Below are 19,862 nucleotides of genomic sequence, written 5' to 3'. Positions count from 1 at the left end.
GCCGTCCAACGAGAGTTACGCGCGCCCGGCATGTGTGAATGTCATGGATGGCGTGCCCTGGGCCGAAGGGCCTTCCGGCCGGGCCCATGTGGCCCGTGGTGCCCTGGGCCAGGCGCGCCCACGCTGGGAGCAGCAGCCAAGAGCTGGGAGCAGCAGCCCGGAAGGGAGCCGGTGCGATGACCTCCGCCACCACCATGAACACGGCTCTGGAGCCCGTGCACCGCGAACGGTTGATGCGGCTCGCCCGCGAGGTCTCCTTCGAGGCCGGGGCCCGGCTGTTCGAGGAGGGCCGGCGCGCCGACCGCTTCTGGATCGTGCGCACCGGCAGCGTCGCGCTGGACCTGCATGTGCCCGGCCGCCGGTCCGCCGTCATCGAGACCCTCGGTCCCGGCGAACTGATCGGCTGGTCCTGGCACTTCGAGCCCTGCCTCTGGCACCTGGGCGGCGAGGCCATGAGCCCGGTCCGGGCCTGGCAGTTCGACGCCGACGCCGTGCGGGCGCAGTGCGCCGAGGACTCCGAGTTCGGCCGGGCGATCGCCGTCTGGGTCGGACGCGTGGTCGCCCAGCGGCTGCACGCCTCCCGGGTCCGGCTGCTCGATCTCTACGCCCCTTATGGCAGCGGTGGTCTGCTCTGACCCCGGCCCGGTGAGGAGAACCCTGGTGAGGAGAACCCCATGGACCGCAGCCCGCACCGGGTGAGTGACGTGATGACGCGCGCTGTCGTCGCCGTGGGCCGCAGGGCTCTCTTCAAGGACGTCGTCGAGCGCATGGCGCAGTGGCAGGTCAGTGCCCTTCCGGTGCTGGAGGGCGACGGTCGGGTGGTCGGCGTGGTGTCCGAGGCGGATCTGCTGCCCAAGGAGGAGTTCCGGGACAGCGACCCGGACCGGTGCACGCAGCGGCGCCGGCTGTCCGACCTGGCCAAGGCCGGGGCCGTGTGCGCCGAGGAGCTGATGAGCGCGCCGGCCGTCACCGTGCACGCCGACGCCACACTGGCCGAGGCCGCGCGCATCATGGCGCTGCGGCACGTCAAGCGGCTTCCTGTCGTGAACGCCGAAGGGGTACTTGAAGGCGTGGTCAGCCGTGGCGATCTGCTGAAGGTGTTCCTGCGCTCGGACGAAGACCTCGCCGACGAGATCCGGCGCGACGTCCTCGACCCGCTCTTCCCCGCCCCGGCCGAGCCCGTCCACGTCGTGGTCACCGACGGCATCGTCACCCTGACCGGAAAGGTGCGGGACCCCGCCCGGATTCCCCTCGCCGCACGCCTGGCACGCGGTGTGAAGGGGGTCGTGGGCGTGGACTGCATGCTCACCGGGTGAACTCCAGCAACGGGCAACGGTGGGATCGGGAAGACCTACTTCGGCGTGTCGACGCCGTCGTCGGTCACGCCGTGTGGGCTCGGTGGGGCTCGGGAAGGTCGGGGTCGAGGTTCGGACGGCGAGGTGGTCCGGCCAGTGCGCAGTGCACGTCCACCACGCCGGGCACGGCCCGCGCGAGTCGCGCCGCGAGCGGGATCAGTGCGGTTTCGCGGACCCGGCCGGCCAGTGTGACGACGCCGTCGTGCACCTCGACGCGGACGGTGGCGGCGTACGGGCCGAAGAGACGGACGACGGCCTCGCGCCGGACCTCCCCGGCGATGTCCTCGTCGTTCCGCAGGAACACTTTCAGCAGGTCGGAGCGGCTGACCATGCCCCGGAGAAGGCCGTCGCGGCCGACGACCGGCAGCCGCTTGACCCGGGTGCGGGCCATGAGGCGCGCGGCGTGGGCGAGCGTGGCGTCGGGCGCCACGGTCACCGCCGGAGCCGTCATCAGCTCGGCCGCGGTCACGGCGTCCGCCTTGCGGACCTCGGTGGGGTGGCGCACCCGCCCGTACCGGCCGATGTCCGCGTCGCCGTACGCCTCCTTGAGCAGCAGATCGGCCTCGGAGACGACACCGACGACGCGTCCGGCGCCGTCCAGCACCGGCAGGGCGCTGACCCGCCATTCGCGCATGACCTGCACGATGTCCTTGAAGGACGCCCCTTCGCGCAGGGCGACGACCCGGTGGGTCATCACGTCGTTCACGAGGGCCGGAGTGCCGTTCATGGCGCCCTCCAGAGGCTCGGGTGCCGCCTTTTCGGACAGCTTCAGGCTGCGACGGCGGACCGGCCTGTGCCATGGGCCGAGTGGGCCCGATCGCATGTCCCGTCGGCCCGGCCCAGCCGGCACACGGACTCCGGCGCGCAGGCTCATTCGGCGGACAGTGGCACCCACCAGTCCAGTGCGGCGCCGCCGCCCTCGGGACGGGTCACCTCGAGCCGCCCGCCGAACCTTTCGGCCCGCTCGGCCATGTTGAGCAGTCCGCTGCGCCGGCCGCCGGAGGGGATGCCGACGCCGTTGTCCGAGACCTTCAGGCGCACCTCGTGGCCGTCGGTCATCAGGACCACCTGGGCCCGGTCGGCGTGGGCGTGGCGGGCGATGTTGGTGAGGGCCTCGGTCAGCACGGCCACGACGTCGTCGGCGATCTCGGGCGGCACATCGGTGTCGACCAGGCCTTCCATGCGCACGCTCGGGGCGAAGCCCAGCACGGGGGCGGCCTCGCCGACCGTGCGGACGACCCTCGCCCGCAGTCCGCTGCCGGTGCTTCCCAGCCTGGTCCGCAGCCCGAAGATCGTCGACCTGATGATCTTGATGGTCTCGTCGAGGTCGTCCACGGCCCGCAACACCCGCTCGGCGGCCTCGGGATGATCGATGAACCGGCCCGCGCTCTGCAGGGTCATCCCGGTCGCGAACAGCCGCTGGATGGCGAGGTCGTGCAGGTCCCGCGCGATGCGGTCGCGGTCCTCCAGCAGCGCGATCTGCTGGGCGTCCTGTCTGCGTTCGGCCAGTTCCATGGCGATGGCGGCCTGGGCGGCGAATCCCAGCAGCAGCTCGGTCTCCTGCTGGAGGAAGACCGGCCGGCCGGCTTCGCGGGCGACAAGGACCACGCCGCGGATCCCCCTCTCCCCCGTGCCGATCGGGACGGCCACGGCGGGGCCGAGCCCGGCGAAGCGCGGCGGCTCAGAGGTGATCCGCAGATCGTGGACGACGTCGTCGCTGGTGACAGGGGCGGCGGCGGCGTACGCCAGCCCCATCAGGCTTTCGTGCAGGGGCAGGACCAGACCGCGATGTGCCTCCGCGTCGACTCCGACGGCGATCTCCACGGTGACCGACTTGGTGCCCTCCATGGGCAGGCCGACGGCGGCCAGGGCCGAGCCGGAGATCTCCCGGGCGCGTTCGGCGATCAGGCCCAGCGACCCGGCGCGGTCGCTGCCGGACATCAGGCTGTGGCTGATCTCCGCGTTCGCGCGCAGCCAGCGCTCGCGCAGCCTGGTGATCTCGTACAGGCGCGCGTTGTCGATGGCCACGCCGGCCGCGACGGCCAGCGTGGACAGCACCGACTCGTCCTCCTCGTCGAACTCGGCGCCGCCCCTCTTCTCCGTCAGGTACAGATTGCCGAACACCTGGTCGCGGACCCGGATCGGGACGCCGAGGAAGCTGTTCATCGGCGGATGGCCCGGCGGGAAGCCGTACGAGGCCGGGTGCCCGGAGATCCTCGCGAGCCGGAGCGGATGCGGGTGCCGGATCAGCTCGCCGAGGATGCCGTGGCCTTCCGGAAAGGGGCCGATCTCGGAGATCTGTTCCTCGGTGACGCCCACCGTGTGGAAGGCGGACAGCCGTCTGCCGTCCGGTCCGATGACGCCGAGGGCGGCGTACTTGGCGTCCACGAGGATCGCGGCCGCCTCCACGATGGAGTGCAGGACCTGCTCCAGGTCCAGCTCCCGACCGACCGAGAGGACGGCCTCCAGCAGACTGTGCACGCGATCCTGGGTGCTGCGGGCCGCGTCGATCCGGGCCTGCAGCTCCTCCAGCAGCTCGTCGAGTTTCAGCTGCGGCAGTCGTACACGAGGCTCCTCGGGGCCTGCCACCATGTCCTCCAGATCCCGTCGGCACAGGGACCACGCACCGGCGGATCTCTCCACGGTATCGGCTCCGGGCCGGCGCCGGTACGCCGAGCCGGAACCCCGCCCCAGCCGGTCCGACCGGCCCGGACAGGAAGACCGAGAGCGGACCGGGGGCGACCGGCCCGTGGCCGGGGACCGAGCGGCACTGGAGCGAGACGGGGCCCTCGGCGACAGTGGAGTCAGGCGCGGCACGGCATCGTTCGCGGTGTCACTCCGTCCGCGCGACGCCATCGACCCCGACACCCGTCTCGGCCGGCGGGTGATGGTCACCGGCTACGCCCGTCTGGTCACCGGACCCTCTGAACTGGCGTGCCTGCGTGGGCTGTTGGCCCGGAGTACCACAGCAGAGGACGGACCACGCCGTGCGGATCCGTCCCGGACTGGTCACGGGTGTACTGCTCACCGAGGGGGACGCGGACCCGGCACCGGAGGGCAACTGACCGACGGCTGAAGGGAGTACAGCCGCGCTCAGGCCGTGATCCGGCGCCCGGTCACCGTGTAGGGCTCGATGCTCACCCACATGTCACGCTTCCCGCCTGCCCATGGGGTGCTGTACGCCAGCTCGGCGAACCACCGCATGTCGTGCAGGTCCGTCACCGCCCGCGCGTGTCCGCGCACCAGAACGCTCCAGCCCTGGCTGAAGGCGTCGTCGATACGGTCGACCTCCAAGGCCACTTCCTGACCGGCCGCGAGGGACGGGGTCGCGCCGCGGCTGGTCCGGAAGACGACCGAACCGTCGATGACGCTGTAGTTGACGGGCACGATCACCGGCCCGGTGACGGTGAGTACCGCGAGCCGGCCCACTCCGTGCGAACCCAGCAGCGCCCGGCACTCGCCGGATGCCATCTCGGTCATGCGGGGTTCGCGTACGGCACGTCCGAAACCGGGCGGCAGATCGACGGCGCCGCCGGTCAGCTCGGTCACCGTGGTCTCCAGCGCGTCGGCCAGCCGGTGCAGGGGGCCGGTGCCCGGGGTGACACCGGGATGCTCCTCCAGATAACCGAGGTAGCTGACGGACATGTCGGCACGGTCGGCCACCTCGCCCCGGGTCAGGCCGAGCCGTGCCCGCCGGGCGGCCAGCCGCCGGCTCAGGTCGCCCACCGGAACCTCGGTCGCCACGTGCACTCTCGCCGCCTGCTCGGTCATGGCCGGCCCGCTCCCTTCGCCCAACGGCACCCCGTTCACCACGTTCACTTTCGTCTGCTCGGTCATGGCCTGCGCGCTCCTTCTCGATCAGGCCGCGGGAACGGCGACTTCCGCGTGCTGCTCCCCGCCGAGCACCACCTTGAGGGCGCCGGTCTCGGCGGCCTTGGCGAAGACGTCGTAGGCCTCCGCCATCTGCTCCAGCGGGAAGGTGTGGGTGACCAGTTGCCCGGTTGGCAGCCGGCCGGCCGCGGCCATCCGCAGCAGGGTCGGCGTGGACGAGGTGTCCACCAGGCCGGTCGTGATCGTCACGTTCTTCATCCACAGGTCTTCGAGGTGCAGCGTGGCGGGCCTGCCGTGCACGCCGATGTTGGCCACATGCCCGCAGGGGCGAACCATGCGCGTGCACAGCTCGAAGCTCTCCGGTACGCCGACCGCCTCCATGACCACGTCCGCGCCGAGCCCGTCGGTCAGGTCGTCGACCAGCTGGGCGGGTGCCTCGTGGACGTCGGCCACGGCGTCGGCGCCGAGCCGCCGGGCGGCCTCCAGCCGGGCCGGTGCCAGGTCGATCGCGATGATCCGTTCCGGAGCGAACAGGCGGGCTGTCGCGATGGCCGCGAGCCCGATGGGTCCGGCACCGACGATGACCACGGTGTCTCCGGGGCGTACGTGCCCGTTGAGCACGCCCACCTCGTAGGAGGTCGGGAAGATGTCCGCGAGCAGGACGGCGTCCTCGCTGCGGAGGGTGGCGGACAGTGGGTGGACGGACAGGTCGGTGCAGGGCACGCGGACGTACTCGGCCTGGGTGCCGTCGATCAGGTGGCCGAGGATCCAGCCTCCGCCGCCCCGGCACTGCCCGTAGGCGCCGTCCCGGCAGAACCGGCACCGGCCGCAGGAGGTGATGCAGGAGATCAGCACCCGGTCGCCGGGCCGTACGCCGCGCACGTCGCCGCCGATCTCGACGACCTCGCCGACCGCCTCATGGCCGAGCACCGTTCCGGGCCGGACCTCCGGTAGGTCGCCCTTGAGGATGTGCAGGTCCGTCCCGCAGATGGTGACGGCGCCGACCTTCACGATGGCGTCGGTGGGTTCCTTGATGGCGGGGTCCGGGACGTCCTGCCAGGACGCCTGTCCCGGACCGTGGAAGACGAAGGCCTTCATGGCAGCACCCTGTTCCTCTTCGTACCTCTTCGGTACCTCTTCGTCGGTCCGCCGCGGGTCCGGTGGTTCCGGGACGAGGCCGGGATCGCCCCGTACATCCAGCTTCGGCGCTGGACCGGCGGTCCCGCTTGGGCCGTCCGGCCCTTACCTGCGGCTGGCCATACCTGCGGCCGGGCGGGGCCCGTCGACGCAGGCGGCGGTCGCGGCGCCAGGTGCGCCCGTCGACGTCCGTGACCGTCGCGGGGCCGGGCGGTGCCCCGAATGGACCGGCACCCAGGGCCGAACGGCCCTTCCGCTCGCTCCGGCATCCCCGGTTCCCTCGTGCCATGCCCGAGAGCGACCCGGACCGCGTGGCGGCGGACCACACCCGACAGGACGTGGTCGTGGCCCACCATGTGGCCGGCGGAACAACCGTCGTGTCCCTGCACGGCGAGATCGATACGCTGACCGCACCGACCCTGTCGGAGCGGCTCGACGCCCTCACCGCGGGCCCCCGCCCCGACCTGGTGCTGGACCTGCGTACGGTCACGTTCATCGACTGCGCCGGCCTCGGGGTCCTGTGCCGCACCCGCAACCGGACGCTGGCCCGGCGGGGCCGGCTGAGGCTGGTCACGGAGAGCACGGTCTTCCGGCGGATCCTGCGGGTGACGGGACTGAGCGACGTCTTCGAGCTGCACGCCAGGCTCCCCCACCCTCTGCCAGGGCCCCAAGAGGCTGCCGCGCAGTGAGGGCCACGACGCGACTGCCGCGTCGGCGGAGCAGTCCACCGCGGCGGCGTGAGGACGTCACGTGTCCGGCCGACGGGGAGCCGAACGGCCCGCCCGGGGGCCTGGTGGCCCCTGGTCCGCCCTCCGGGCGCGGAACATGCTGAAGACGGACTGGCCGCCACGGACCTCACGGAGTTCACGATGTACGGCGACTCGTACCGCGTCAGCGATGTCATGACCCACACGGTGGCTGCCGTCGGGCGGCACGCGCCCTTCAAGGAGATCGTGCGGCTGCTGCAGGACTGGCAGGTCAGCGCCCTGCCCGTGCTCGAGGACGGGGGTCGGGTCGTCGGCGTGGTCTCCGAGGGCGACCTGCTGCCCAAGGAGGAATTCCGGGACGAGGAGGCATTCCGGGACGCCCCGGACACGGGGTGTCTCCGGCCGCACCGACCGGTCGGCGTGGCGAAGGCCGACGCGCGCACCGCCGGGGACCTCATGTCGTCCCCCGCCATCACCGTCCGGGCCGACACCACCCTTGCCGAGGCCGCGCACACCATGGCGCGGGAGGGCGCCAAGAGGCTGCCGGTGGTGGACGGGGCGGGGCTGCTCCAGGGCATCGTCAGCCGCGCCGATCTGCTCAAGGTCTTCCTGCGCGCGGACGGCGACATCGCCGAGGAGGTGCGGTGCGCGATCGTGTCGTACCTGTTCCCGCCGCCGGCCTCGGCGATCCAGGTGGAGGTGCACGACGGAGTCGTGACACTCACCGGGCGGATCCGCGACACCGCCCTGGTCCCGGTGGCCGCGCGTCTGGTTCGGGCGGTGGAGGGCGTGGTGGACGTGCAGTTCGACCTCGCACGCGACGATCATGGAGTGAGTGGGGCCGGTCGGCCCTAGTCCGTACGGCGCGGGCGGATGGATGATCAGCGGCGTGGGCAGCCCGCAGTCTGTCCGTCCCCGGGGAACGAGAGGTCGTCATGACCGAGACACGCACCTTCACGGAGCAGCACCCGATCCGCGTGTTCCTGCTGGACGATCACGAGGTCGTACGACGCGGTCTCACGGACCTGCTCGACGCCGAACCGGACATCTCGGTCGTCGGCGACGCGGACACCGCCGAGCACGCCCTCGTCCGCGGCCCCGCGCTGCGGCCCCACGTGGCCGTGCTGGACGTACGGCTGCCGGACGGGGACGGCATCTCGGTCTGCCGTGAGCTGCGCAGCCGGATGCCGGAGCTCGCGTGTCTGATGCTGACGTCGTTCGACGACGAGGACGCCCTGCTGGACGCCATCATGGCCGGCGCCTCCGGTTATGTGCTGAAGCAGATCAAGGGCTCCGATCTCATCTCCGCGGTCCGCACCGTCGCCTCGGGCCAGTCGATGCTCGACCCGGCGACCACCGCCCGCCTGATGCGCTCCCTGCGCACCGACCCGGCGCAGACTCCCGCGCCGCCGACCGAACTGGCGAGCCTGTCGCCGCGCGAACGGGACATCCTCGCGCTGATCGGGGACGGTCTCACCAACCGTGAGATCGGCAGGAAGCTGTACCTGTCGGAGAAGACCGTCAAGAACCACATCTCCCGGATGCTGTCCAAACTCGGCGTCCAGCGCCGTGTCCAGGCGGCGGTCCTCGCGACCCACCTGGAACCGCAGGGCTCCGCGGGCCACACGGACCACTGAAGAGCCGAACAGCGGACTCAGGGGATCAGGTCACTGCTTCTGGGCCCGTACGATCACGACCGGGCAGCTCGCGTGCTGCGACACGTGCTGGCTGACCGAGCCCAGCAGGGCGGCCGCGAACCCGCCCCTGCCCCGGCTGCCGACGACCACGACGTCGGCTCCTTCGGCGGCCCGCAGCAGCACGTCGGCGGGGTTGCCGTGCACCACATGGCTGCGGACCGAGCCGGCCGCGTCCGCGCCGAGCACGTCGGTCAGCTCCTTCCGCATCCGCTGCCGGGCCTCTTCCTCGTCGACGTCCATGTCGACGGCCGGCGCGGACCAGCCGTACAGGCCCGGCAGCTCCCACACGGCGACCGCCTCCACGGTGGCGCCGACGAGGCTCGCGTACCGCACGGCCCAGCGCAGCGCCTCGTACGAGGACGGCGACCCGTCGACTCCGACGACCACCCGGCGCTCGGAGGCATCCCGTTCCATGTGTCCCACCTCTCCTACGGCTCACCCGCCCCGTCGACCGGCCCCCTCCGTTTCCACGCTGCACGCGGTCTCCCCATCCCGCCAGGCCAACGAGGCCGATCCGGGTGCCGGTGGTCATGTGCATCTCGGTCGGACGACTTCCGTGCCTGCTACGACGGCGAGGACCCCTGGCCGGCGGTGAAGCCTGCCAAGGGTCCTCGATTCGGGCTGGCCGTGTCAGCCGTCGTTCTCCGCGGACGGGATGTACGCGCCCGGTACGTCGTTCGGGGCGTAGATCTTCTTCTCACCGGGGTACGGGGTGGTCCAGTTGTGCCTCTCGTACCAGGTGAGGTGGTTCATCTGCGCGGGGTTGGCGTAGTCGGGCACGGCGTTGGTACCGGTCAGCCGCTGCTGCGCCTTCCAGGCGTTCCACTGGGCCGCGAGCGACTGCTTGTCCGCTGGCACCTTCGCCGACGGGACGACCGCCGCCTTGGAGTCCTGTGCGGCCGGGTTGTCCACGCCGCAGGAGGGCGGGGTCTTCAGGCCGTCGGTCAGCGAGGTCCGGTTGGGCAGCGCGGTGAACGGCGTGTAGTCCGGCTTCCGGCTGAACGCCCCGGTCATCGGCGTGGCCGCGCTGTCCTTCTGGTTCATCGGGTGGATCCCGAGGATCTGCTCGATGGTCCGGATCATTGTGATCTGCGAGTAGTAGTGGTCGTCGACGGTGCCGTGCTGGGCCCAGGGGCTGATGATCTGGATCGGGGCACGGTGGCCGTCGATGTGGTCGAGGCCGGCCTGGGAGTCGTCCTCGACGACGAAGATCGCCGAGTCCTTCCAGTACTTGCTGTGGGAGATCTTGTCGACGATCCGGCCGGTCGCGAGGTCGTTGTCGGCGACCTGGGCGGCCGGGCTCGCCGGACCACCGGTGTGGTCGCTGGAGAGCCAGAACATGTTCAGGTTCGCCGGACCGTTCTTCTCGAAGTCCTGGTTCCAGATCTGCTCCCGGTAGATGTCCGGGACGCTGGTGTCGAACTTCGGGAAGCCGGGCACCGACACGCTGTTGAGCGACGGGATCGGCGAGGACGAGTTCAGCGGGTAGGCGGTGCCCTGCCCGGTCGCGGCCATGTTCTTGGCGTCGCAGTACAGGTTCTGCCAGCTCGCGTCGGCCGGCTTGGTCAGGAACTGCTGGAACTCGCCGAAGTCTCGCACGCTGTTGCCGGCCGCCTGCGCACCGCTCCACAGGAAGCCCGACTTCTGGTGGCCGAGAGCGTCGTCCTCGGTGTCGTAGCTGCGCGCGTACTCGCCGGCGGAGGACTCGGTGTACTCGGGGTTGTCGGCCTGCATCAGCCAGTTGTGGCCCTCGGCGGAGTTCGTGCCGATGTCGTAGGTGTTGTCGTACAGCCCGAACTGCTCCGCCAGGGCGTGCTGGTTCGGCGTCACGTTCTCGCCGAACTGCGTCAGCGACGGGTCGCCGTTGCCCTTCGCGATGTCGCCGTACACCTGGTCGTAGGTCCGGTTCTCCTTGACGATGAGGAAGACGTGCTTGATCGTCGAGGGGTCGCCGATCCGCCGCGGGACCGGCACCGGCTGCGCGTGGCTCGTGCCCTGGGCCAGTCTGACCGAGCCGGGGGTCCAGCCGTTCTGCCGGAAGACCTTGGCGGTCTCGGCCCTGATGACCCGGTCGCTGGGCAGCGTGAACTGGGTCAGGCTGGACGTCGTGTCATGGGTGCCGTGGCCGGCGCTGTCGGGGCGACGGGCGTCGATACCACGGGTGTTGGAGACGACGACCTTCTTGCCCACGGTGGTGATCTCCGCGGGGAAGTAGTCCGTCGGGAGCAGGCCGACGTAGCTGACCGGTTCCTGGGGGGAGGTGTAGCGGTAGACGGCAACGGCGTTGGCGCGGCCGAGCGTCACCAGGAGGTGGCCGTCGTCGGTGAGCGTCACCGCGTCGGGCTCGTAGCCGACGGACGCCTCCGGCCACGGCTGGGTGGAGATGGTCTGGACGACCTTGTCCTTGGCGGTGTTGATGACGGATACGTTGTTGTCCGCGGTGTTGGTGACGAACACCGCTCCGTGCTTGGCGTACACGGCGGTCGGGTGCAGACCGACGTCGATGGTGCCTACGGCGGCGGACGGGTCCTTCAGGTCGATGACGCTGACCGTGCCGGTGGTGGTGGCGCCGGTCTTCGGGTTGGCCGGCACCTGGGTGCCGTAGGAGTTGATCGTGGTGTCGCCGGGCTTCGCCGGGCGCCCGCCCTCGTTGCTGACGTAGAGCTTGTCGCCGACCTGGACCATGCCGCGCGGGGCGTTGCCGACGGACCAGCTCTGCTTGACGGTCCCGGTCGCCGCGTCGATGGCGACCACCTTGTTCTGGCCGTTGACCGCGGAGTACACGGTGGAGCCGTCGGCCGAGAACACCGCCGCGGCCACCAGGGCGTGCATGCTGCCGTCAGCGGGAATCCTGACGGCCGTCGGGTTGGCGAGCGTGCCGTCCGCGTTCACGGTGAACTTGGTGTAGCCGTCGGTCTGGCCGAGCCAGAGCTGCTTGCCGTCGGGCGAGTACGTCGGGCCTTCCTGGCCGACGGACGCGCTGCTGATGCGCAGGTCGTCCGCGGCGTTGGTGCCGATGCGCTGCTTGACCTGCCCGGTCTCGAGGTCCACGACGACCAGGGCCGCATCGCCGTCGGCGACCGCGGCCGCGAGGTGACTGCCGTCCGGGCTGACCGTGGAGGACATGATCTTGCCGTCGTTGATGACGGCGCGGTTGCCGTACGGGGAGATGTACTGGTCGCCGGCGACGACCTGGCCCCTGGCGGTGACCTGGCCGACCTGATCGGTGCCGAACTGGCGGGTGGACGCGACGGCGGTGCCGGTCGCCAGGGCGACCGTGGTGATGCACGCCGTGACCAGGGTCGCCCGGCGGCCGACTCGTCTGCCGAGCAAGACGTAGTACTCCTTCTCGACTTGCCGGCGGCGGCGAGTTACCTGCATGGAGGAGTCATCCCTTCGCGGTGGCGGGAAGCAGGTCGACAGTGCCGTCGAACTGCCAGAGCGGGTTCGGTGCGTCTCCGGTGACGGTCCGCACCAGGAAGTAGCCGTTCACTTCCTTCGGTCCGTCGCCATCGGCCACGAACCGCCCGTCTGCGGTGATGTCGAGCTGGTAGATGGCCTGCCCCGGGGCCTGGACGCCGGGCAGATGCCAGGACACGACGCAGCGCCAGTCGTTGCCGGCGCCCTCGGCGTCGTCCTTGACGTCGCCCTTGGTGCAGGCCGCCGTGGACCTCAGCTGCGCCTCGGTGACCTCCGGGCGGTGCAGCTGTGCGGTCTGCATGCGGTACAGGTGGGCGAAGTCCTCGGCGAGCGAGGCCTGTACCTTGTCCTGCTGGATCCCGGAGCCCGTGGTCGCACCGGTCGTCGCGGCGACGACCGCGACCGTGGCGGTGACCAGCCCGGCGAGCGGGAGCAGCCCGGCGGTGACCGCGCGGCGCGCCGATCCGTCGTCGGTCAGGTTGGTGAAGTCGCGGCGCAGGAAGAGCAGATAGGCGATCAGCGTCGCCAGCACGGCCCACACCAGGCTGACCACGACGCCGATGACGAGCGGGCCGAGCTGTGCCGGGCTGGTGAACAGTCCGTTCCAGGCGATGAACGCCCAGCTGGGCAGGGCGAGTCGGACGGCGACGGGCAGCGGCAGCATCTGGGCGAGCTGCATCGCGAGCGCGACGAGCGCCGGCAGCAGCAGCCCCATCGGGGACCGCCCCAGCGCGACGGACCCGAGGAGGCCGATCCCGGCGAGGGCGAGGGTCGGGGCGAGTACGCAGACCCAGGCGAGCAGGACCTTGCCGGCGGCGTCTCCCGGGGAGAGCAGATGGCCGTCGAGACCGACGAGCGGATGATCGCCGACTGCCACCAGCCCGCCGACCGTACTCGAAGCGGCCAGTCCGGCCACGAGCAGCAGAATCACGGTGAGGCTCGACAGCGCCTTCGCCGCGAAGATGCGACGGGGCGAGCGGATCGCCACCAGCAGATGGCGCCATGTGCCCAGCCGGTCCTCGGAGGCGAACACATCACCGGCGACCACGGAGGTCAACAGCGGCAGTGCCCAGGTGCCCGAGAAGCCGAGGATCACCAGCGGCCCGGCCCAGCCCGTGGCCAGCATCCACCGGCCGAAGAGGGTGTCGGCCGGCAGCGTGCTCTGCTGACTCACTCCGGCGACGAAGAGCGCCGGCGCGATCCAACAGGCGAGGACCAGCAGGCGGATCCGCCATTGCGAGACGAGCTTGACCAGTTCGAAGCGGTAGCCGCGGGCCACCGAGACACGAGGGGAGCCGGCATTGGACGCGGGGGTGGGGGCGACGGCGGTCGTGGATGCGGATGCGGTCATCGGCCGGCCTCCTGCTGCTGGGCATCGGTCTCCGGCTGCTTGGCGTCGACGTCCTGGGGCTGGGCCTCGGTCTCCTGCTGCTGCCGCTCCGTGAGGGCCAGGAACGCGGCCTCCAGCGGGGACACCACGGGGGCGAGTTCACGCAGGGGGAGGCCCGACTGCACCAGTCGCACCACCAGTTCGTCGAGGGCGGGCACCAATGCCCGTACGACGAGCACCTCGGCGCCGTGGCGTCCGCCCGCGGCGTCGACCACGCGCACCCCGGGCGTGTCGGCGGCCAGCCCGCGGGCGGCCTGCGGGTCGGAGGTGACCAGTCGGTAGTCGAGTTCACGGTTCTCGGCGGCCAGCTTGCTCAGCGGACCGGAGAAGACGACCCGCCCGGTGGCGAGGATGGTGACCTCGGAACACAGTGCCTCGAGGTCGTCCATGCGGTGGCTCGACAGCACGACGCCGGTGCCCTCCGCCGCGAGCCGGGCGAGAACCCCGTGCACATGTTTCTTGCCGGCCGGGTCGAGGCCGTTGGACGGCTCGTCGAGCACGAGCAGCCGGGGCTTGGTGAGCAGGGCGGCGGCGAGTCCGAGCCGTTGCCGCATGCCCAGCGAGAAGCCGCGGGCCCGTTCGTCGGCGACCTCGGCGAGGCCGACCTGTTCGAGCGCGTCGTCGACCCCCGCCGTGCGCGCGTCCTGGCCGCGCAGCGCGGCCAGCGCGGCGAGGTTCTGCCGCGCGGTGAGCGAGGGATAGAGCCCCGGTCCGTCCACGAACCCGGAGACACCGTCGGGAGCGGCGAACGTCCGGCCCACCGGCGAACCCAGGATCTCCAGCCGACCGCTGTCGGCCACGGCCAGGCCGAGCATGAGCCCGAGAAGCGTCGTCTTGCCGGCACCGTTCGGTCCGACCAGGCCGTGGATCTGTCCCTGCGCCACGTCCAGATCGATGCCGTCGAGTGCGACGACATCACCGAAACACTTGGTGAGCCCCCGTGCCCGGATCGCGAGGAGTGAGTCCATGAGCCCCTTCTTTCGAAACCCTCAGGGACCCTAGGGACGGCACACAACGCTCACAGCAATAGCCAGTTGAACGCTCAGGGAACGGAAGACAACAGACATCCGCCGCGCCGATAGCCAGCAGTCCCCGCCAACACCCTTGCAATATAGGCGATTTGACTGAGCATTAGATACATCAGTCACGTTCATATGCATGAACTCCGAACAGGTGGGTGTACTCCGCCACCTTCCCGTGCCAGACTCGCCGCTCAACGCCCCAGCCGCATTGCCTACTTGGAGGCCCGCCCATGAGCATTCCCCGGCGTACCGTGCTGGCCGCCGCAGCCGGCGCCACGGCAACGGCCGCCTCGCCCGCACAGGCCTCGGCAGCGTCCGACGGACAGGCTCTGGCGGCGTCCGTCGGCCAGGCCCCGGCGGCGTCCGTCAGCCAGGTCAGGGCATCCGCCGTGCCCGCGTTCCGCGCGGCGGCCGACTACGCGGTGGAGAAGCTGCGCGCTGTCGCGCCGGGGGTGAGTGCCTTTCCCGTGGGCACGAAGTTCGAGAAGTGGGTCTTCTCCCAGAGCGGCGACTGGGTGGGCGGATTCTGGCCCGGGACCCTGTGGATGGCGTATCTGTACAGCAAGGACGAAACGTTCCGCACGCTGGCCCTGGACTCCGCCCGCAAGCTCGCTCCGCGCCGGTACGACACCAGCACCCACGATCTCGGCTTCCTCTTCTACCCCTCATGGGTGACCGCCTGGCGGCTCACGGGTGACGACAGCTGGCGTGCGGGCGCCGTGCAGGCGGCCGACTCGCTGATCCAGCGGTACAACCCACGCGGCCACTTCATCCGGGCCTGGGGAGCCTTGAACGACCCGGACAACGCGGGCCGGGTCATCATGGATACGATCATGAACCTCGATCTGCTGGCCTTTGCCAGCCGGCAGACGGGCGACGAGAAATACCTCCACGTCGCCGTCGAGCATGCCAAAACGGCGCAACGGGCCTTTCCCCGCCAGGACGGTTCCACGCCCCACGTCTTCGACTTCGACCCCGCGACCGGCGCACCGATCGGCCCGAACACCGTCCAGGGCTACAGCCCCGCCTCCTGCTGGTCCCGCGGGCAGGCATGGGGCATCTACGGATTCACCACGATGTATCGCCGTACCGGAGATCAGCAGTTCCTGTCCACGGCACGCAAGCTCGCCGACTTCGCGGTGGGGGCGCTGACTTCGGACTACGTTCCCGCGTGGGACTACCGTGCGCCGCAACAGCCGTACGACATCAAGGACGCGTCGGCGGGTGCGGTCATGGCCTGCGGGCTGCTCGATCTGTCCGCCGCGACCGGCAGGCCCGAATACCGGCAGGTCGCCCTGCGCATCCTCACCGCGCTGTCGGACACGTGCCTGACGAGGAAATCCACCCGCGCGGAGGCGATAGTCGCCCGCTGCACCCGCAACCGGCCGGCCGAGGACGGAATCGAGGTCTCCCTGCCCTACGGCGACTACTACCTACTGGAAGGCATCCTGCGCGTGCTCCAGCCACAGGACGTCGACCGGGCCATCGACCTGTCGACGGTGTGACGCATACCTTCCCCATCAGAACTAACCAGTCAACTCTTCTTGACAGGTTAGATCAAGCATGCCGCACTGGATTCGTAACCACTAAAACTCGATAAAGAGGTTAGTGACATGATCTCTGCAGTCCACCACCGCACCGCCGCCATCGGGGGTCTTGAGGTGTTCTACCGGGAGGCCGGCGACCGGACGGCACCCACGGTGCTGCTTCTGCACGGCTTCCCGACCAGCTCGCACATGTTCCGCCACCTGATCCCGGCGCTCGCCGACCGCTACCACGTGATCGCCCCCGATCACATCGGGTTCGGTCAGTCCGCGATGCCCGCCGCGCAGGACTTCCCGTACACCTTCGACGCCCTCGCCGAGGTGACCTCCGGCCTGCTCCGGCACCTGGGCGTCGAACGGTTCGCGATGTACGTCCAGGACTACGGCGCCCCCATCGGCTGGCGGCTCGCACTGCAGTCCCCGGACAGTGTCACCGCGATCATCACCCAGAACGGCAACGCCTACGAAGAGGGCTTCATCAAGCCCTTCTGGGAGAACGTCTTCGCCTACGGCAAGGCCCCGGGACCGGACACCGAGGCCCCCATGCGCGGTGCCCTGACCGCCGAGACGACCCGATGGCAGTACGTGACCGGAGTCGCCGACCCCAGCCTGGTCAGCCCCGACAACTGGCTCCACGACCAGGCGCTGCTGGACCGCCCCGGAAACGACGAGATCCAGCTCAAGCTCTTCCGCGACTACCCCGCCAACGTGGACCTCTACCCGCGCGTGCACCAGTACTTCCGCGATTCCCGGGTCCCGCTGCTGGCGGTCTGGGGAGCGAACGACGAGATCTTCGGCCCCGAGGGCGCCAAGGCGTTCAGTCAGGACCTGCCCGACGCGGAGATCCATCTGCTCGACTCCGGACACTTCGCCCTGGAGAGCCACCTCGACGTCATCACCGCGCGCATCCACGACTTCCTCGCCCGCGTCCTCGTCTGACGCCTGACACTCACTGCCCGAGCGACTCATGCAGGCCCTGGTCGCGACCGCCAGGGTCACCCGGCACCGGGATCTCGGTGAGACGGCCTGGTACTCGGTGCGGGCCGGCGACCGCACCGCCGAGTGCGCCGCCTGGGAGTTCACCGCGCTCCCCACGCACGCGGCCGGCCTCCAGGGCCGTATCGCCTTCGCCTGGCGGGCCATGGACGCCTACTACGAAGAGGACGATCGGATCCTCGGACACGCCGCCGACCCGTACCACCGCATCGACATCCGCGACACTCCCGCCTGCTGGAGGTACGGCTCGGCGACACCGTGATCGCCCGCTCCGAACGCCCGGTGGTGCTCTACGAATCCGGCTTCGCCCCGCGCTGGTACGTGCCGCGCGCCGACATCGACGAGCGGTGGCTGCGCCCCGTAGCAGGGCAGACGTTCTGCCCCTACAAGGGGCTGTGCGACTACTACGACATCGCGGACGCGCGACGCGCGGCCTGGTCGTACCGCAGCGCCTACCGGGAGGTCGACCGGATCGACGGCCTGGTCTCGTTCGAACCGGACAAGGTCGAGGTCCGCCTCGGCGGCGAGCGGCTGCACCTGGAGCCCGGGCAGACGGTCGTCCCGCACGGCGTCGACCGTGGGCTCGACGTCGACGCGGTCAAGGCCCGTTGAGGACGCCGGCCGGGCGATCGGCCTGTCGGTCGGGCGGGATACGTTGGGTCCATGGGCGACGACTGGCGGAGGGATCGGATCGCAGCTGCGCTGCGCGGGGAGAACCCGACCGTGCTACGGCACCTCGATGCGGGGTTCGCGGTGATCGGCGACGTGCAGTTCCTGCCGGGCTACTCGGTCCTGCTCGTAGACGAGCCCGGTGTGCAGAGGCTGTCCGACCTGCCCCGGGGCAGGCGGCTGGCGTTCCTGTCCGACATGGACAGGCTCGGCGAAGCCGTGGAGCGGGCCTGCAGGCGTCTGGACCCCGCATTCCGCCGGGTCAACCTGGAGATCCTCGGCAACACCGACCCGTTCCTCCACGCCCACGTCTGGCCTCGGTTCGCGTGGGAGCCGCCCGAGTTGGTGGGGAAGCCCGTATGGCTGTATCCGGCCGACCGGTGGAGCGATGAACGGTTCGGACTCGGGTCGCGGCACGACGAGGTGCGGCAGGCCATCGGGAGCGAGCTGGATCGGTTGGGTGGCATGGCCTGACGGGCGGGCAGGCGCCGGTTGCCCGGCGGATCGCCGATGCCGAGCAGGGGGTGCTGTTCGGCATCGGCGGGCGGCCGTTGGTCCACTCAGTTCAGCGTGAGGGCCGCCGAGTCGTTGCCGCCGTTCGGGTCGAACGCGGGCCGCTGGGAGTGGGCCGGATCGGGGCCCCAGACCAGTTGCACGCTGCCCTTGGCATGCGGGACCGATTGGTCGACCCGGACGGTCAGGGAGAACTTGGTGACCTGTCCCTTGGGCAGTTCGATGCCTGGCGGAAAGCAGATGTACGGCCCGTGGGCCTCGGCCGTCGGGTTGTGCAACTGCCAGGGTGAGCAGTTGGCCGAGTGGCCGACAGCGGTGGTGCCGGCCGGCAGCGTCGCCCAGACCGTGGGCACGCCGTCACCGCCGCTGCGGTCGAACAGGGTTGCCGGGCCGTTGGCGGACAGGCGGAAGGCGAAGGTCGCGTTCTTGCCCACGCCCGCTTGCGCGCTCGCGCCGGTGACACCGAAGTCGGCCGTGTTGCGGGCCTGGAGGGAGGTGATCCGGTAGTCGGTGACGTTGCCCGTCTGCGGCAGGGACACCGAGCCGGCCGGGGCCGAGGACTTACGGCCCGCCTTGACCACCTTCAGCGCGAGCGTCGCCCCCTTGCCCCAGGTCCACTTGACTCCCTGGCCCAGTCCGCTGGGGCCGCCGAGCGGGGTGGTCATCGTGTCGAGGTACGTGAACAGCGCGGCGGAGTTCACGCGCAGCCGCACCGGTGCGGCCAGGGCAGCCGTCTCTCCGAGATTGATCGCACCCTTGGGATAGCACTCCGCGTAGTGGGCCGTGCCGATGTTCCCGTACTTGCAGTTGGCGTAGTGGTCGGAGAAGTCCAGGCCCGGTGAGAGGGCCAGGACGGTCTGGACGCCCTTGGCCGGCCGGTTGCCCACGTTGGTGAAGCGGACCGGTTCGCTCACGGTGCTGCCGACCTTCAGGCCGGTGTGGTCGGTGAGCTGGTCGAGGCCGAAGGAGGGGCCTCCCACCTCGACCCTGCCGGTGGCGCCCACGACCTGCGCGTGCGCGGACCGGCCGGTGACCTGGTACGTCCCCGTGGCACCGAGCGCGGCACCCTTGAGCGGGGTCAGGGTCAGCCGGGTCTCGGAGCCGATGTGCGTGGTGGGCGAGGAGCCGGACTCGAACATCTCCGAGCACGTGGCCACCAGGCCCTTGGCCGTGCAGTTGTCCGAGAACGTCACCTTGGCGACCTTCGACAGCCCCCGGGCGTCCACGGTCAGCGTGGTGTCGTACGCCTTGAGGTTCTTCGTCCTGGTCTGGAATTCGAAGGACACGTCCGCGGTGGCGGGCGCGGCCGGCAGGGCGACCGGAGCCGGGGCGTCCAGCGTGATCACCGGCTGGACGCTCGCCGCGCCGGCCGGGGCAGCGCCCAGCAGCCCCGCGGTCAGCCCTGCAGCGGTCAGGAACACCGCGGCCGGACCGGCGAGGGATCTTCGTCTCATCAACATCCCCTGATCTGAAGGAGCTTCACAGGATCGTCACAACGATCAGGGGGACCTTAGCCCCCACGTGCCGCGCTCCGATCACCGGGCGGCGGGTGCCGGGCCCAACCCGTGTCCCGAGCGGCCC

Annotated in this window: 19 protein-coding genes; 10 read left to right on the top strand and 9 right to left on the bottom strand. The window is 70.6% G+C overall.

The annotated features are described in order from the left end of the window. Window positions 1–176: 176 nt before the first annotated feature. Complete coding sequence (locus AB5L52_RS42550) at window positions 177–635, top strand: cyclic nucleotide-binding domain-containing protein (protein WP_351576937.1); 459 nt, start codon at window positions 177–179, stop codon at window positions 633–635. A gap of 39 nt (window positions 636–674) precedes the next feature. After that, window positions 675–1,316, top strand: coding sequence for a CBS domain-containing protein (locus AB5L52_RS42545; RefSeq protein ID WP_369368449.1), 642 nt, complete (start codon window positions 675–677; stop codon window positions 1,314–1,316). A 64-nt stretch (window positions 1,317–1,380) separates the two neighbouring features. Here the strand turns inward: AB5L52_RS42545 and AB5L52_RS42540 are convergent, their stop codons facing one another. The 4 genes from AB5L52_RS42540 to AB5L52_RS42525 all read right to left on the bottom strand — a co-directional run bounded on the left by AB5L52_RS42540 (window position 1,381) and on the right by AB5L52_RS42525 (window position 6,284). Then, window positions 1,381–2,082 carry a CBS domain-containing protein gene (locus AB5L52_RS42540; protein ID WP_369368448.1) on the bottom strand — a complete coding sequence of 234 codons (702 nt, stop codon included), beginning with the start codon at window positions 2,080–2,082 and terminating at the stop codon, window positions 1,381–1,383. Window positions 2,083–2,225: 143 nt separating this feature from the next. Beyond that, entirely contained in the window at window positions 2,226–3,947 is a 1,722-nt protein-coding gene (locus AB5L52_RS42535; protein ID WP_369369064.1) for a GAF domain-containing protein, read from the bottom strand. Between the two features lie 501 nt (window positions 3,948–4,448). Then, entirely contained in the window at window positions 4,449–5,126 is a 678-nt protein-coding gene (locus tag AB5L52_RS42530) for a helix-turn-helix domain-containing protein (protein WP_369369063.1), read from the bottom strand. Between the two features lie 87 nt (window positions 5,127–5,213). Then, entirely contained in the window at window positions 5,214–6,284 is a 1,071-nt protein-coding gene (locus AB5L52_RS42525; protein ID WP_369368447.1) for a zinc-dependent alcohol dehydrogenase family protein, read from the bottom strand. Window positions 6,285–6,610: 326 nt separating this feature from the next. Here AB5L52_RS42525 and AB5L52_RS42520 point away from each other — a divergent pair, with 326 nt between their 5' ends. From AB5L52_RS42520 to AB5L52_RS42510, 3 genes are all read left to right on the top strand, one after another. After that, window positions 6,611–7,012 (top strand): STAS domain-containing protein, encoded by a 402-nt coding sequence (locus tag AB5L52_RS42520; protein ID WP_369368446.1) that lies wholly within the window; start codon window positions 6,611–6,613, stop codon window positions 7,010–7,012. Between the two features lie 180 nt (window positions 7,013–7,192). Then, window positions 7,193–7,885, top strand: a complete 693-nt coding sequence (locus AB5L52_RS42515; protein WP_369368445.1) for a CBS domain-containing protein — start codon at window positions 7,193–7,195, stop codon at window positions 7,883–7,885. Window positions 7,886–7,965: 80 nt separating this feature from the next. After that, window positions 7,966–8,667, top strand: a complete 702-nt coding sequence (locus AB5L52_RS42510; protein ID WP_351576951.1) for a response regulator transcription factor — start codon at window positions 7,966–7,968, stop codon at window positions 8,665–8,667. 30 nt (window positions 8,668–8,697) lie between these two features. On the opposite strand, the gene AB5L52_RS42505 is transcribed toward AB5L52_RS42510, so the two are convergent. The 4 genes from AB5L52_RS42505 to AB5L52_RS42490 all read right to left on the bottom strand — a co-directional run bounded on the left by AB5L52_RS42505 (window position 8,698) and on the right by AB5L52_RS42490 (window position 14,505). Further along, complete coding sequence (locus tag AB5L52_RS42505; protein ID WP_351027120.1) at window positions 8,698–9,141, bottom strand: universal stress protein; 444 nt, start codon at window positions 9,139–9,141, stop codon at window positions 8,698–8,700. A gap of 216 nt (window positions 9,142–9,357) precedes the next feature. Beyond that, complete coding sequence (locus AB5L52_RS42500) at window positions 9,358–12,108, bottom strand: alkaline phosphatase family protein (protein ID WP_369368444.1); 2,751 nt, start codon at window positions 12,106–12,108, stop codon at window positions 9,358–9,360. A 7-nt stretch (window positions 12,109–12,115) separates the two neighbouring features. Beyond that, window positions 12,116–13,498: an ABC transporter permease gene (locus AB5L52_RS42495; RefSeq protein ID WP_369368443.1), complete on the bottom strand. Its 1,383-nt coding sequence runs from the start codon at window positions 13,496–13,498 to the stop codon at window positions 12,116–12,118. After that, window positions 13,495–14,505, bottom strand: a complete 1,011-nt coding sequence (locus tag AB5L52_RS42490; protein ID WP_369368442.1) for an ABC transporter ATP-binding protein — start codon at window positions 14,503–14,505, stop codon at window positions 13,495–13,497. Before AB5L52_RS42490 ends, AB5L52_RS42495 begins: the two co-directional genes overlap by 4 nt. Before the next feature lie 284 nt (window positions 14,506–14,789). Here AB5L52_RS42490 and AB5L52_RS42485 point away from each other — a divergent pair, with 284 nt between their 5' ends. From AB5L52_RS42485 to AB5L52_RS42465, 5 genes are all read left to right on the top strand, one after another. Continuing rightward, window positions 14,790–16,064, top strand: a complete 1,275-nt coding sequence (locus AB5L52_RS42485; RefSeq protein WP_369368441.1) for a glycoside hydrolase family 88 protein — start codon at window positions 14,790–14,792, stop codon at window positions 16,062–16,064. 108 nt (window positions 16,065–16,172) lie between these two features. Then, a complete protein-coding gene (locus AB5L52_RS42480; RefSeq protein WP_351027112.1) occupies window positions 16,173–17,042 on the top strand; it encodes an alpha/beta hydrolase in 870 nt (289 codons plus the stop codon). 28 nt (window positions 17,043–17,070) lie between these two features. Then, window positions 17,071–17,361 carry a DUF427 domain-containing protein gene (locus AB5L52_RS42475; protein ID WP_351027111.1) on the top strand — a complete coding sequence of 97 codons (291 nt, stop codon included), beginning with the start codon at window positions 17,071–17,073 and terminating at the stop codon, window positions 17,359–17,361. Continuing rightward, the gene (locus AB5L52_RS42470) at window positions 17,358–17,711 is read left to right on the top strand and encodes a DUF427 domain-containing protein (RefSeq protein WP_351027110.1); all 354 of its coding nucleotides are present in this window, start codon (window positions 17,358–17,360) and stop codon (window positions 17,709–17,711) included. The genes AB5L52_RS42475 and AB5L52_RS42470 overlap by 4 nt, the downstream gene beginning before the upstream one ends. A gap of 51 nt (window positions 17,712–17,762) precedes the next feature. Continuing rightward, window positions 17,763–18,242, top strand: a complete 480-nt coding sequence (locus tag AB5L52_RS42465) for a diadenosine tetraphosphate hydrolase (protein WP_351027108.1) — start codon at window positions 17,763–17,765, stop codon at window positions 18,240–18,242. An 86-nt stretch (window positions 18,243–18,328) separates the two neighbouring features. Here the strand turns inward: AB5L52_RS42465 and AB5L52_RS42460 are convergent, their stop codons facing one another. Further along, window positions 18,329–19,735: a hypothetical protein gene (locus AB5L52_RS42460; RefSeq protein WP_369368440.1), complete on the bottom strand. Its 1,407-nt coding sequence runs from the start codon at window positions 19,733–19,735 to the stop codon at window positions 18,329–18,331. Between the last annotated feature and the right edge of the window lie 127 nt (window positions 19,736–19,862).

It is taken from the genome of Streptomyces sp. CG4, from assembly GCF_041080655.1.
Taxonomy (GTDB): domain Bacteria; phylum Actinomycetota; class Actinomycetes; order Streptomycetales; family Streptomycetaceae; genus Streptomyces.
Note: the sequence above shows the minus strand (reverse complement) of the source record. Positions and strands in the feature narration are given on the sequence as shown.